We start from the raw sequence: 12230 nt of genomic DNA on the forward strand, positions 1-12230 counted from the left end.
TTATATCGTGTCGTTTCCGTTGGCGGAACACGCTTCGTGAAGATCCTCGAAACGCATCCCGCCTGGTGAAGCATCCATCCAATCGTCTTCTGGCCGGGAGTGGCGACTCCACCCATACCGAAGTACGGGCAAGCCGCCATGAAAATGCCAGAAGGCCGCGCGGATCAGCGCTTCGAGAACTGCGTGGCGCGACGCGCCTTGTGAAGACCAACCTTCTTGCGTTCGACCTCGCGCGCATCACGCGTCATGAAGCCCGCCTTGCGCAGTTCGGCCTTGAGCGACTCGTCGTATTCGACCAGCGCACGGGCGATGCCGAGACGGATGGCGCCGGCCTGGCCGGTGGTGCCGCCGCCGGTGGTGGTGGCCACCACGTCGAACTTGTCCAGCGACTGGGTCAGCTCCAGCGGCTGGCGCACGATCATGCGCGCGGTCTCGCGGCCGAAGAATTCGTCCAGCGGACGGTCGTTGACGGTGATGTTGCCCGAGCCCTTGCGCAGAAACACGCGGGCGGTGGAGGACTTGCGACGGCCGGTGCCGTAATTCTGTTGGAGTGCCATGATCGTCTAAACCTTAAATATCCAGGACCTGCGGCTGCTGGGCGGCGTGCGGATGCTCGGGGCCGGCGTAGACCTTGAGCTTCTTGTACATGGCGCGACCGAGCGGGTTCTTCGGCAGCATGCCCTTGACGGCGATTTCGATCACTCGCTCCGGATGGCGCTCCAGCGCCTCGGCCAGGGATTCGGTCTTGAGATTGCCGATGTAGCCGGTGAAGCGGTGGTATTTCTTGTCCGAGAGCTTCTTGCCGGTGACGGTGATCTTCTCGGCATTGATGACGATCATGTAATCGCCAGCATCGACGTGCGGGGTATAGACCGGCTTGTGCTTGCCGCGCAGGCGGTGGGCCAGTTCGGCGGCGAGACGCCCGAGGGTCTTGCCCTCGGCATCGACCACGTACCAGTCGCGCTGGACGGTCTCGTTCTTGGCGGTAAAGGTCTTCATTGATGGAGTGACTCGTTGGATGCCTGGTCGGGCTGATTGCGCGCCGGCTGACCGGCACGGAACTTCGCCACGCGTTGTGGAGGGGTGGAGCAAAAGAGGCGGAATGATAGCCGCCAGCCATACTCGGCGCAACCCTTGCCATGCCGTATCCGCCGGGAGGCCAGCCTGGCGCACAATACCGCGATGGATAACGCACGCCGCCTCACCCGCCTCGACCGCTGGCTGGCCAGCGGCCAGAACGCGCTGGAAACCGTATTCGGCCACCCGCCGGCCGAACGCCCATCCCCCGCCAGCGGACTGCCCGAACCGGCACTGGACGAAGCGGCCCGCCACCATGCCGCCGGGCTTATGCGCATCAACCACGCCGGCGAGGTCTGCGCGCAGGCGCTCTACGTCGGCCAGGCCACCGTCGCCCGCGACACCCTCACCCGCGCGCACCTGCTGCAAGCCGCGCAAGAGGAAACCGACCACCTCGCCTGGTGCGACCAACGCCTGGCCGAACTGGGCAGTCGCCCCAGCCTGCTCAACCCATTCTGGTATGGCGGCAGCTTCGCCATCGGCGTGCTGGCCGGCCTGCGCGGCGACGGCTGGAATCTCGGCTTCGTGGTGGAGACCGAACGCCAGGTCGAAGCCCACATCGACGAGCACCTGCGATCGCTACCGGCGGAAGACGACAGAAGCCGCGCCATTCTGGGCCGGATGAAGCTCGACGAAGCGCGCCACGCCAATCAGGCCGAAGCCGCCGGCGCCCGCATGCCGCCATTCCCGATCCCGCGCCTGATGACGGCGGCATCACAAGTGATGAAGGCCGTCGCCTACCGAGTGTGAACGCCACTTTGACGCCGCCACAGCGCGCGTGATAAAAGCGAAAATGGGGCGTACGACCGACACCCCCCGGGTCATGCTCGCCACATGCATCGCCAGGAGAACGAAATCATGCGCACTCATCATCTTTCGATGTGGCTCGCGACCATCGCCTTCATCCTCACCGGCATCACCGCCAAGCCGCTGCGCGCGACTGAAACCGACTTCCGAACCCCTCCCAGCACCTATGCGCTGGAAGTGCATATTTCACGCGACGGCAAGACACTCGCTTCACCGAGGATCACTGTGCTGAACGGCATCGCCGCACAGATGCGGCTCGTCGACCCCGCCTACCGCGAAGGCGGCCTCAGAGTGGAAATACTGACGACGCCCGCGGCCAGGACGGCCAGCGGCGCATCCAGTATCGATATCCAGGCAATCGTAATGGAACAGATTGCCGGCGCCTGGGTGGTCGCGGGCGAACCCAGCGTCAGAGCCGAGGAGAACCAACCGGCCACCCTCGCCATCGATGGCAACGCCGGCCGCTTGGAGATACAGGTGCGGGCCAGCCCCGGGCACGATCCGCGCGGCATCGAGGCAATGACCAGAATCTGCCCGCCGCTGAACCGGGAAATGGAAACCCGGGCGGCCACGACGCTGAAAAGCGATCAACACTGCCCACAACTGCCCTGCCCAGGCAACGGCAAGGACAACTGCTGCACAGCGCCCCGCACCGATGGCAGCGGACGCTCGATGACCTGTTGCGGGGCGATCACGTGCTGCGAAGGGGTTTGCGGCGCCTGTTGCTCGCCAATGGACAACGCGCTTTGACCCTCGGCTCACCATGCTGGCAATCGCACGCCTGGCGCCGACGGCCCGCGATCAATCGGCCAGATTGCGTCCTTGGTAGAGTTCCTCGATCTCGCGCCTGAGCCGCGCCTCGATCTTCATCCGCTCCTTGAACGACAGGTTGCGGGCTTTTTCCTCGAACAGGTAGTTGTCGAGGTCGAAGTCCTTGAGGTGCATCTTGGTGTGGAACAGGTTTTCCTGGTACACGTTGACATCGAGCATCTCGTAGCGCGCCTTGATGTTCTTGTGCAGGTAGTCCTGGATCGAGTTGATCTTGTGGTCGATGTAGTGCTTGCGCCCCTTGATGTCGCGGGTGAAGCCGCGCACGCGGTAGTCCATCACCACGATGTCCGATTCCAGCGATTCGATCAGGTAGTTCAACGCCTTCAGCGGTGAGATCACGCCGCAGGTGGACACGTCGATATCGGCGCGGAAGGTCGCGATGCCGTTGTCCGGATGGGTTTCCGGGTAGGTGTGGACGGTGATGTGCGACTTGTCGAGGTGGGCGACCACCGCATCCGAAATCACGCCCTTGGCGTCGGCCTTGTCGATCACCGGCTGCTCGGAGATCAGGATCGTCACCGAAGCGCCCTGCGGATCGTAGTCCTGACGGGCAATGTTGAGGATGTTGGCGCCGATGATCTCGGCCACGTCGGTCAATATCTGAGTCAGGCGATCGGCGTCATACTGCTCGTCGATGTACTCGATGTAGCGCCTGCGCTCGTCCTCGGACGCCGCGTAGCAGACATCGTAGATGTTGAACGAGAGCGACTTGGTGAGATTGTTGAAACCCTGCAACTTCAAACGCGGCAGCGGCTTGACCACGGGCGAAACTCCAATCGGACACGAAACCGCCATTATGCGGCATGGATATCACCGTCACATGGCAGCACGAGGTTTGCCCCTGCCCGCGGTTACGCATAAGCTGTACAAGCTTCACAAGACTGAACCGTAATGAACCTCCCTGCCTCCCTGAATCTCGCCCTGCGTCGACACACGGGGCCGCTCTCCCTGGACAGCGGCACCATCGAGCGCCTCTTGCAATACGCGCAACGTCGTCGCTACCCCTCCCGCACCGACATTTTCCGCCCCGGCGACCCAGGCGGCACCCTGTACTACCTGCTGGACGGTTCGGTCAGCATCCTGGTGGAGGAAGACGAGAACCGCGAACTGATCCTCGGCTATTTCGGTTCGGGCGAGTTCGTCGGCGAGATGGGGTTGTTCACCGAGTCCTCGCAGCGCGAAGTGGTGTTGCGCACCCGTACCGCCTGCGAACTGGCCGAAATCGGCTGCCAGCAATTCCTTCAACTGCTCAGCGGCCCGCTGGCGGCGGACGCGCCCAAGCTGCTGTACGGCATCGGCAGCCAGTTGACCCGACGCCTACGCGATACCAGCCGCAAAGCCAGCCGGTTGGCCTTCCTCGACGTCAGCGACCGCATCAGCCGCACCTTGCTCGACCTGGCCCAGGAGCCTGACGCGATGAGCCACCCCGAGGGTTCCCAGATACGCGTGTCCCGCCAGGAGCTGGCCCGGCTGGTCGGTTGTTCGCGCGAGATGGCCGGACGGGTATTGAAGAAGTTGCAGGCCGACGGCCGTCTGCATGCCCGCGGCAAAACCATTATCCTCTACGGCACCCGCTGAGAAGCCGATGCGCGAGGATATCGATCTCGTCGATCTGCGCAACGCCTCACTGATGGACGCGGACGACGTGGCCGAGCTGCTGTCGATGCTGGGCTATCCCTGCGATGGGGCCGATGCCGGCGAGCGCATCCACACGATCATCGCCAATGAGCGCCAGGCGCTGGTGCTGGCGCGGCACGAGGGCATGGTCTGCGGCCTGATCGCGCTCGATTTCATGTATTACCTGCCGCTGGACACCACCACCTGCAGGATCACCGCCATGGTGGTAACGCCGGAAGCCCAGGGACGCGGCTTCGGCAAGGCCCTGCTGCGCGAAGCCGAGCGCCGGGCGCGGGCCGGGGGTGCGGCGCGGCTGGAAATCACCAGCGGCTCGCAACGCACCGATGCGCACGCGTTCTACCGTGCCTGCGGCTACAGCGACGGCACTCTGCGCTTCGTCAAGCACCTCGGCTCCTGAACGCCGCCGGCCCCGCTCAAGACGCGGCCGGCGTACCGGCGCGATCCGGGCAACCCCAGTTGAGAATCGGCGTCCCCGGCGGCAATTGCCGTTCGAATTTCGCCACCGATCTCGCCTTCGGGTTGACCACCACCGGCGCACGCGCAGCCCGCAGCAACGGCAGATCGGCACGGCTGTCGCTGTAGGCGCGCGCAATCGGCTGGACGTAACCGGCCTCGCAGATCATCCGCACCTTCATCTCGTAATGGCAGTGGCGAAGCGCGCCGAGCGCGCCGAATTTCGGCCCGACCCGGGTGCCGATCACCGGCACGTCCTCGTGAGCGACGAAGGCGAGGATCGCCCGCGCCAGCTCCGGCGGCGCGCCGGTGGCGACGATCACCGTATCGCCGGCCTCGCGGTGGCGATGCAGCACCCCCAGCGCCACCGGCAGCAGGCGCGCCCGGATCGCCTCGCGGTTGGCGAGCACGTAGCGGTCGATGAGTTCGTCGAGGTCGCGGCGCCGATGCAGGCCGACCGTGCCGACCCAGACGAAGGCGCTGATCCCCCGGCGGCGGGTGGGCAGAAAGGCGATCATCGGCGCGGCGACCGGCATGACCAGCAACGCCAGGCATCGCCGCCACCAAGCGCGGCCGATCAGCCAGCGCAGACAATGGGTGAAGGAGTCGCCGTCGTAAAGCGTGTGGTCGAAATCGAACACGACCAGATCGCCATCGGCGCGCGGCTTGCCGTAACGCGAGGCCGGGACGGGCGCACTCATGCGCCGGAAAACAGCGTGGCGAGCGCCTGCCCCGGGTCGTCGGCGCGCATGAAGGCTTCGCCGACCAGGAAGGCATCCACCCCCGCCTCGCGCATCCTCAGTACGTCCTCGCGGGTATGGATGCCGCTTTCCGTCACCAAGAGGCGGTCGCCGCCGATGCGTTCGATCAGCCCGAGCGTGGTGTCGAGCGTGACCGAAAAATCGCGCAGGTCCCGGTTGTTGATGCCGATAAGCGGCGCATGCCCATTGAGCGCCGGTACTTGCAGGGCGCGATCGAGTTCTTCGCCATCGTGGGATTCGATCAACACGTCCATCCCCAGCGCCAGCGCGCGCTGGGCGAGATGATGCATCGATACGTCGTCGAGCGCGGCCACGATCAGCAGCACGCAATCGGCGCCGAGCACGCGCGCCTCGGTGACTTGGTAGGGATCGATGACGAAATCCTTACGCAGCACCGGCAGGCCGCAAGCCGCGCGCGCCTGTCGCAGGTAGCGGTCCTCGCCTTGGAAGAAGTCGACATCGGTCAGCACCGAGAGGCAGGCCGCGCCGCCTCGCTCGTAGCTGGCGGCGATCGCGACCGGATCGAAATCGGCGCGAATCAGCCCCTTCGATGGGCTGGCCTTCTTCACTTCGGCGATCACCGCCGGCTGGCCCGCGGCGATCCTCGCGTGCAACGCCGCCGCGAAGCCACGCGGCGCCGGGGCCGCGGCAAGCCGTTGCTCCAGCGCGGCCAGAGGCAGCGCCGCACTACGCTCGACAATTTCCTCGCGCTTGCGTTCGAGAATCCGGTTCAACACGTCACTCATTTGCCAACCTCTGCGTCACCCGCACGAATTGCTCCAGTTTTTCACGCGCCCCGCCCGTGGCGATCGCCTCACGCGCCAACACGATGCCTTCGCCGATGCCGGCGACGAGGCCACTCGCGTATAACGCGGCGCCGGCATTCATCGCCACGATCTCCAACGGCAGACCGGGCACGTTACCGAGTGCGCCCAGCAGCATTTCCCTGGATTCCGCCGCATCGTTCACCTGCAAATTGCGGGTATGAGCCATGGCGATGCCGAAATCCTCGGGATGCACTTCGTATTCGCGCACCTCGCCATCGCGCAATTCTCCCACCAGGGTGGCGGCGCCGAGCGAAAGCTCGTCCATGCCGTCGCGCCCCCAGACCACCAGCGCGCGCCTGGCGCCCAGCGCCTGCAAGACGCGCACCTGGATGCCGACCAGATCGGGATGGAACACGCCCATCAGGATGTTCTCGGCGCCGGCCGGGTTGGTCAACGGCCCGAGGATGTTGAACAGCGTGCGCACGCCCATCTCGCGCCTGACCGGCGCCACCTGTTTCATTGCCGGGTGGTGAACCGGCGCGTACATGAAGCCGATGCCGGTCTCGTCGATACAGCGCGCGACCTGCGCCGGCGTCAGTTCGATCTTCGCGCCCAGCGCTTCCAGCACGTCGGCGCTGCCCGAGGAGGAGGACACGCTACGCCCCCCGTGCTTGGCCACCCGCGCGCCGGCGGCGGCGGCCACGAACATCGAGGCGGTGGAGATGTTGAAAGTGTGGGCGCCATCGCCGCCGGTGCCGACGATATCGACCAGATGCGCGCGCTCGGCCACCTCGACCTTGCGCGAGAACTCGCGCATCACCGTGGCCGCGCCGGCGATCTCGTCCACCGTTTCCTTCTTGACGCGAAGGCCGGTGAGGATGGCCGAGGTCATCGCCGGCGAGACCTCGCCGCGCATGACCTGACGCATGAGGTCGACCATTTCGTCGAAAAATATCTCGCGGTGCTCGATGGTCCGCTGCAAGGCTTGCTGGGGCGTGATGGGCACGTCAGTACTCCAGGAAATTGCGCAGCAGCGCATGACCATGCCGGGTCAGAATGGATTCGGGATGGAACTGCACGCCCTGGACCGGAAACTCGCGGTGGCGCAGGCCCATGATCTCCTCGAACGCGCCATCGTCGCTTTCCGTCCAGGCGGTGATTTCCAGGCAATCCGGCAGGCTGGCCCGCTCCACCACCAGCGAGTGGTAGCGCGTCGCCTCGAAACCGTCCGGCAGGCCGGCGAACACGCCCTGGCCCCCATGGCGGATCGCCGAGGTCTTGCCGTGCATGATGCGGCCGGCCCGCACCACTTTGCCGCCATGCACCTGGCCAATCGACTGATGGCCGAGACAGACGCCGAGGATCGGAATGCGCGGGCCGAGACGCTCGATCACCCGCATCGACACGCCCGCGTCGTCCGGCGTCCTGGGGCCTGGCGAGATGACGATGCGCGCCGGCGCCAGCCGCTCGATTTCATCGACCGTCAGCGCATCGTTGCGCTCGACCCGCACCTCCGCGCCCAGCTCCTGCAAGTACTGCACGAGGTTGTAGGTGAAACTGTCGTAGTTGTCGATCATCAGAATCATCGTTTCGCCCTCACAGCCCCTTCGCCGCCTCGGCCACCGCGCGGAACAGCGCGCGGCCCTTGTTCATGGTCTCGTCCCATTCCTTTTCGGGATCGGAGTCGAAGACGATGCCGGCGCCGGCTTGCACGTGCAGGCGGCCGTCCTTGATGACCGCGGTGCGGATGGCGATGGCGGTGTCGGCATCGCCCGGCCGGCCGTCGCCGCTCCAGCCGAGATAGCCGATGCTGCCGGCATAGACGTTGCGCTTGATCGGCTCCAGTTCCCGGATGATTTCCAGCGCGCGGATCTTCGGCGCGCCGCTGACCGTGCCCGCCGGGAAGGCCGCGCGCAGCACGTCCATGCAGCCAAGGCCGTCGCGCAGCCGGCCGGTCACTTCGCTGACGATGTGCATGACGTGGCTGTAGCGCTCGATGGTGAAGCTTTCCCCCACCTTCACGCTGCCCGGTTGGGCGACCCGGCCGACGTCGTTGCGACCGAGATCGATCAGCATCAGGTGCTCGGCGCGCTCCTTGGGGTCGGCCAGCAGTTCGGTTTCCAGCGCCGCGTCGGCTTCGGGCGTCTCGCCGCGCGGGCGGGTGCCGGCGATCGGGCGCACGGTGACTTCGCCATTCTGCAAGCGCACCAATATCTCCGGCGAGGAGCCGACCACCTGCATCGCACCGGTATCGAGGAAATACATGTAGGGGGAGGGGTTCATCGCCCGCAACGCGCGATAGACGTCGACCGGGCGGGCATGGAACGGCACCGACAGGCGCTGGCTCAGCACCACTTGGAACACGTCGCCGGCGCGGATGTAGTCCTTGGCTTTTTCCACCGCGGCGACGAAGCCCTCGCGGGTGAAGCCGCTGACGAAATCGGCCTCGTCCAGCGCCTTGCCGTGCAGCGTTTCCGGATAACCGCTGCCGGCCTGGCGCAAGCGGTGCACCAGCGCGTCCAGCCGGCGCTCGGCGCGCGCATGGGCATGCGGCTGGCGCGGATCGGCGTGGACGAGGAGATACAGCCGGCCCTTGAGGTTGTCGAACACCGCGACCTCGTCGCTGTGCATCAGCAAGATATCGGGCGTGCCGAGTTCGTCCGGGCGCTCGTCGCGGGCGAAGCGCGGCTCGACGTAGCCGATCGACTCGAAGCCGAACCAACCGACCAGACCGCCGGAGAAACCCGGCAGGCCCGGCGCCTTCGGCACGCGTTCGGCGGCGCGGATGCGCTCGACCTCGGCCAGCGGGTCGGCGACGTGGCGGCGCTCGATCTCCACACCGTCCTCGCTCGTGCGCAATTCGTGGCCGAAGAAGGCGTGGACGCGCCGCGCCGGCAGGCCGATGATCGACCAGCGGCCGAAGCGCTCGCCGCCCTCGACCGATTCGAAGAGATAACCATATGGACCGTCGGCCAGCTTCAGATAGACCGAAAGCGGCGTGTCCAGATCGGACAGCACTTCGCGGACGACGGGAACGAGAGTGAAACCTTCAGCGGCGAGGCGCTGGAATTCGGAAGCGGACATGCGACGAATCTTCTCTGGGCAACGGGCGGGCGGGACGAACGGTGGCTGCGGGCCACCATCGCCAGTTGCCGTTGCCGGGGATTCGCACGGGTGCGGGATTCATGCGCGCTACTGTAGCCGATCGGCGCAGCGGCGCGTCAAGCCGGCGACAACAGCGGGCTGTCCGGCGGCAGGTGCAGGCGCAACGCTTTCGGCACGCATTCGATGCGGAAGGCGCGCGCCTCGAACGGCTCGCCATCGAGATTGAGCACGAACGGCGCATCGGCCTCCAGCGCCAACCAGGGCGAGCGCGCGCAGACGGCGACTTCGGCCAACGCGGCATTGCTGCCCGAGGCGAGCGCGGTGCCGAGCACCGAGAGCATTTCGCCGAACCCCTGCCCGCCCTCGGGCGGTGGCGGCACGAGGGTGAGATCGATCCGGGCGTCGTCGATCAGGGCCTCCGGGCACAACGCGTTGCCGCCACCCGCCTGACGACCGTTGCCGATGCCCATGGCGATGTAGTCGCCCCGCCATTCGAAGTCCGCGCCGCGCACCCGCGCGTTGGCGCTCTCGGCATCGCCCAGCTTGCCCAGCCCGGTGACGAGATAAGCCAGGCCGCCGAGCCGACGCTTCAACACCGGGTCGGTATCCACCGTGACCTGGGTGCCGAAGCCGGCGGTGGCGAGATTGACGCACCAGCGGGTTTCGCCGGCGGCTTCGATCTTCAGCACATCCACGGCACGCGGCCGGCACGCGCGCGCGAAGGCCAGCGCCGCGCCGGGTTCGAGCGGGATGCCGGCGCTGGTGGCGAAATCGTTGGCGGTGCCGAGCGGCAGCACGGCCAGGCTGGGCAGTTCGCGCCCCTGGCCGGCATATTCCATCAGCGCATTGACCACTTCGTTGAGGCTGCCGTCGCCGCCGCCGGCGATCACCATCCGCGCGTCCATCGCCATCGCCTCGGCGACGTGGCGGGCGGCGTCGCCGCCTTCCCAGGTCACGCGCACTTGTAGCGGCAGGCCGCCATCGCGGAGTCTTTCGACCGCCTCGCGCACGTCTTTGCGTCCGGCGGATTTACCGTTGAGGGTGAGCAGGCAGGGCATGTCGGCGGAAGTTTTCATGTGCCGAATGTACGCCGCGCGGGCATTGATGGCATGTCATCGGTGTGCCATGGCGTCGTCACCCGGGCGTCATCGGCGATCCATAACATGGGAAGTCATAGCCAAGGACGAAACGCGGAGGATGGAGCCTCCAAACATTTCGAAAGCCGGTGCCGCGAGGCACCGGCTTTTTCCATGCCGGCGGGCGCTCAGGCCAGCGGATGGTCCGCGACCACGATGCCGTCGGCATCCGCCGCCAGCCAGTCGCCGGGACGGAGGGTTGCGCCGCCGATCTGCACCGGCACGTCGCGCAACCCCTGGTCGCGGCGCTCGGTCTTGCGCGGCACGGTGCCCAGCGCCTTGACGCCGAGATCGAGCGTGGCGATCACCGCGGCATCGCGGATGGCCCCGGCGATGACCAGCCCGGCCCAGCCGTTCTCCACCGCCTTGGCGGCCAACAGGTCGCCCAGCATCGAGCGCCGCAGCGAGCCGCCGGCATCGACCACCAGCACCCGGCCCGCGCCGGGTTCGTGCACGGCTTCGCGCACGCGGCTATTGTCCTCGAACGCGCGCACGGTGCTGAGCGTGCCGTGGAACGCCACCCGTCCGCCGTAGTCGCGCCACGGCAGCAGCGGGATACGCAGCGCATCGCCATGCGCGTCACTGAGGTCGCAGGTGCGCCAGGCCGCCGCGCTCATGCCACGAGCGCGGCGGCGACCGCGCGCTTCATCGATTCGACCACGGCGCGGTAATCCGGCCGGCCGAAAATCGCCGAGCCGGCGACGAAGGTATCCGCCCCGGCCTCGGCGATTTCGCCAATGTTCCCCGGCTTCACGCCGCCGTCGATTTCCAGCCGGATGGCGCGGCCCGAGGCATCGATGCGCTCGCGCACCGCGCGCAGCTTGGCCAACGTGGATGGGATGAACGCCTGCCCGCCGAAGCCGGGGTTGACCGACATCAGCAGTACGTAATCGAGGTCTTCCAGCACCCAGTCCAGCACGTCGACCGGCGTGGCCGGATTCAGCACCAGCCCGGCCTGGCATCCCTTCGACTTGATCAACTGCACGCTGCGATGCACATGCCGGCTGGCCTCGGGGTGGAAGCTGACGTGGCTGGCGCCGGCATCGGCGAACATCGGGATCAGCGCATCGACCGGCTCCACCATCAGGTGTACGTCGATCGGCGCGCTCACGCCATGTTTGCGCAGCGCCTCGCACACCAGCGGGCCGATGGTGAGGTTGGGCACGTAGTGGTTGTCCATCACGTCGAAATGCACCCAGTCGGCGCCGGCGCCCAGCACCTTATCCACTTCCTCGCCCAGCCGGGCGAAGTCGGCGGAGAGGATGGACGGAGCGATCACGGTCGATTGGCGGCTCATCGGTGTTTTTTCCGGAGTTGCTGGATACGGTCGTAGGCGGCGTTGATCCGGCGCGCCTGTTTCTCGGCCTCGGCGCGCAGTTCGGGCGCGGCGGCGACGTACTTGTCGGGGTGGTATTGCGAGATCAGGCGGCGGTAGGCGAGGTCGATCTCGGCGTCGGCGGCCTCGGGGGTCAGGCCGAACACGCGGTAGGGCGCCTTCCGCGCGCCGATGCCGAACCAGTCGGCATCGAAGGCATGCCCGGCCAAGGCGCCCAGCAGCAGGCCCAACAGCGGGTTGCCGCGCAACAACAGAGCACCGAGACAGGCGCCGAGGAGTTTTCCGTACCAGCGGGTCATCGGCGAAGTTTAACCGGACG

At 66.7% G+C, this 12230-nt stretch carries 16 protein-coding genes; 4 read left to right on the forward strand and 12 right to left on the reverse strand.

The annotated features are described in order from the left end of the window. Positions 1-164 precede the first annotated feature (164 nt). The gene (gene rpsI / locus EBB59_RS05575; RefSeq protein ID WP_122101155.1) at positions 165-557 is read right to left on the reverse strand and encodes a 30S ribosomal protein S9; all 393 of its coding nucleotides are present in this window, start codon (positions 555-557) and stop codon (positions 165-167) included. A gap of 13 nt (positions 558-570) precedes the next feature. Beyond that, the gene (gene rplM, locus EBB59_RS05580) at positions 571-999 is read right to left on the reverse strand and encodes a 50S ribosomal protein L13 (protein ID WP_122101156.1); all 429 of its coding nucleotides are present in this window, start codon (positions 997-999) and stop codon (positions 571-573) included. Positions 1000-1182: 183 nt separating this feature from the next. On the opposite strand from rplM, the gene coq7 reads away from it, so the two are divergent. Both coq7 and EBB59_RS05590 read left to right on the forward strand, forming a co-directional pair. Beyond that, positions 1183-1827: a 2-polyprenyl-3-methyl-6-methoxy-1,4-benzoquinone monooxygenase gene (coq7, locus tag EBB59_RS05585; RefSeq protein ID WP_122101157.1), complete on the forward strand. Its 645-nt coding sequence runs from the start codon at positions 1183-1185 to the stop codon at positions 1825-1827. A gap of 84 nt (positions 1828-1911) precedes the next feature. Continuing rightward, on the forward strand, positions 1912-2634 hold the full coding sequence (locus EBB59_RS05590) for a hypothetical protein (RefSeq protein ID WP_122101158.1): 723 nt from the start codon (positions 1912-1914) through the stop codon (positions 2632-2634). A 51-nt stretch (positions 2635-2685) separates the two neighbouring features. On the opposite strand, the gene speD is transcribed toward EBB59_RS05590, so the two are convergent. Beyond that, on the reverse strand, positions 2686-3477 hold the full coding sequence (gene speD, locus EBB59_RS05595) for an adenosylmethionine decarboxylase (protein ID WP_122101159.1): 792 nt from the start codon (positions 3475-3477) through the stop codon (positions 2686-2688). Positions 3478-3606: 129 nt separating this feature from the next. On the opposite strand from speD, the gene crp reads away from it, so the two are divergent. Together crp and EBB59_RS05605 are read left to right on the forward strand one after the other, a co-directional pair. Then, on the forward strand, positions 3607-4293 hold the full coding sequence (gene crp / locus EBB59_RS05600) for a cAMP-activated global transcriptional regulator CRP (protein WP_122101160.1): 687 nt from the start codon (positions 3607-3609) through the stop codon (positions 4291-4293). Positions 4294-4300: 7 nt separating this feature from the next. Continuing rightward, a complete protein-coding gene (locus tag EBB59_RS05605; protein WP_158601724.1) occupies positions 4301-4750 on the forward strand; it encodes a GNAT family N-acetyltransferase in 450 nt (149 codons plus the stop codon). 16 nt (positions 4751-4766) lie between these two features. On the opposite strand, the gene EBB59_RS05610 is transcribed toward EBB59_RS05605, so the two are convergent. From EBB59_RS05610 to EBB59_RS05650, 9 genes are all read right to left on the reverse strand, one after another. Beyond that, positions 4767-5507, reverse strand: a complete 741-nt coding sequence (locus EBB59_RS05610) for a haloacid dehalogenase-like hydrolase (RefSeq protein WP_122101162.1) — start codon at positions 5505-5507, stop codon at positions 4767-4769. Further along, entirely contained in the window at positions 5504-6313 is an 810-nt protein-coding gene (trpC, locus tag EBB59_RS05615; protein WP_122101163.1) for an indole-3-glycerol phosphate synthase TrpC, read from the reverse strand. Before trpC ends, EBB59_RS05610 begins: the two co-directional genes overlap by 4 nt. Then, positions 6306-7340, reverse strand: a complete 1035-nt coding sequence (trpD, locus tag EBB59_RS05620) for an anthranilate phosphoribosyltransferase (RefSeq protein WP_122101164.1) — start codon at positions 7338-7340, stop codon at positions 6306-6308. Before trpD ends, trpC begins: the two co-directional genes overlap by 8 nt. 1 nt (position 7341) lies before the next feature. Then, entirely contained in the window at positions 7342-7920 is a 579-nt protein-coding gene (locus EBB59_RS05625; RefSeq protein ID WP_122101165.1) for an anthranilate synthase component II, read from the reverse strand. A 10-nt stretch (positions 7921-7930) separates the two neighbouring features. Beyond that, on the reverse strand, positions 7931-9418 hold the full coding sequence (gene trpE, locus EBB59_RS05630) for an anthranilate synthase component I (protein ID WP_122101166.1): 1488 nt from the start codon (positions 9416-9418) through the stop codon (positions 7931-7933). 137 nt (positions 9419-9555) lie between these two features. After that, the gene (gene yegS, locus EBB59_RS05635) at positions 9556-10515 is read right to left on the reverse strand and encodes a lipid kinase YegS (protein ID WP_122101167.1); all 960 of its coding nucleotides are present in this window, start codon (positions 10513-10515) and stop codon (positions 9556-9558) included. Positions 10516-10703: 188 nt separating this feature from the next. Beyond that, entirely contained in the window at positions 10704-11192 is a 489-nt protein-coding gene (gene rraA, locus EBB59_RS05640; protein ID WP_122101168.1) for a ribonuclease E activity regulator RraA, read from the reverse strand. Continuing rightward, positions 11189-11872, reverse strand: coding sequence for a ribulose-phosphate 3-epimerase (rpe, locus tag EBB59_RS05645; RefSeq protein WP_122101169.1), 684 nt, complete (start codon positions 11870-11872; stop codon positions 11189-11191). Before rpe ends, rraA begins: the two co-directional genes overlap by 4 nt. Further along, positions 11869-12210 (reverse strand): J domain-containing protein, encoded by a 342-nt coding sequence (locus tag EBB59_RS05650; RefSeq protein WP_122101170.1) that lies wholly within the window; start codon positions 12208-12210, stop codon positions 11869-11871. Before EBB59_RS05650 ends, rpe begins: the two co-directional genes overlap by 4 nt. Between the last annotated feature and the right edge of the window lie 20 nt (positions 12211-12230).

The sequence above is a fragment of the Solilutibacter pythonis genome (assembly GCF_003697345.1).
GTDB classification, from domain to species: domain Bacteria; phylum Pseudomonadota; class Gammaproteobacteria; order Xanthomonadales; family Xanthomonadaceae; genus Solilutibacter; species Solilutibacter pythonis.

What these genes read in the sequence shown, in the direction of transcription:
- rpsI (WP_122101155.1), bottom strand. Translation starts at nt 557, where the DNA reads ATGGCACTCCAACAGAATTACGGCACCGGCCGTCGCAAGTCCTCCACC.
- rplM (WP_122101156.1), bottom strand. Translation starts at nt 999, where the DNA reads ATGAAGACCTTTACCGCCAAGAACGAGACCGTCCAGCGCGACTGGTAC.
- coq7 (WP_122101157.1), top strand. Translation starts at nt 1,183, where the DNA reads ATGGATAACGCACGCCGCCTCACCCGCCTCGACCGCTGGCTGGCCAGC.
- EBB59_RS05590 (WP_122101158.1), top strand. Translation starts at nt 1,912, where the DNA reads ATGCATCGCCAGGAGAACGAAATCATGCGCACTCATCATCTTTCGATG.
- crp (WP_122101160.1), top strand. Translation starts at nt 3,607, where the DNA reads ATGAACCTCCCTGCCTCCCTGAATCTCGCCCTGCGTCGACACACGGGG.
- EBB59_RS05605 (WP_158601724.1), top strand. Translation starts at nt 4,301, where the DNA reads ATGCGCGAGGATATCGATCTCGTCGATCTGCGCAACGCCTCACTGATG.
- EBB59_RS05610 (WP_122101162.1), bottom strand. Translation starts at nt 5,507, where the DNA reads ATGAGTGCGCCCGTCCCGGCCTCGCGTTACGGCAAGCCGCGCGCCGAT.
- trpC (WP_122101163.1), bottom strand. Translation starts at nt 6,313, where the DNA reads ATGAGTGACGTGTTGAACCGGATTCTCGAACGCAAGCGCGAGGAAATT.
- EBB59_RS05625 (WP_122101165.1), bottom strand. Translation starts at nt 7,920, where the DNA reads ATGATTCTGATGATCGACAACTACGACAGTTTCACCTACAACCTCGTG.
- trpE (WP_122101166.1), bottom strand. Translation starts at nt 9,418, where the DNA reads ATGTCCGCTTCCGAATTCCAGCGCCTCGCCGCTGAAGGTTTCACTCTC.
- yegS (WP_122101167.1), bottom strand. Translation starts at nt 10,515, where the DNA reads ATGAAAACTTCCGCCGACATGCCCTGCCTGCTCACCCTCAACGGTAAA.
- rraA (WP_122101168.1), bottom strand. Translation starts at nt 11,192, where the DNA reads ATGAGCGCGGCGGCCTGGCGCACCTGCGACCTCAGTGACGCGCATGGC.
- rpe (WP_122101169.1), bottom strand. Translation starts at nt 11,872, where the DNA reads ATGAGCCGCCAATCGACCGTGATCGCTCCGTCCATCCTCTCCGCCGAC.
- EBB59_RS05650 (WP_122101170.1), bottom strand. Translation starts at nt 12,210, where the DNA reads ATGACCCGCTGGTACGGAAAACTCCTCGGCGCCTGTCTCGGTGCTCTG.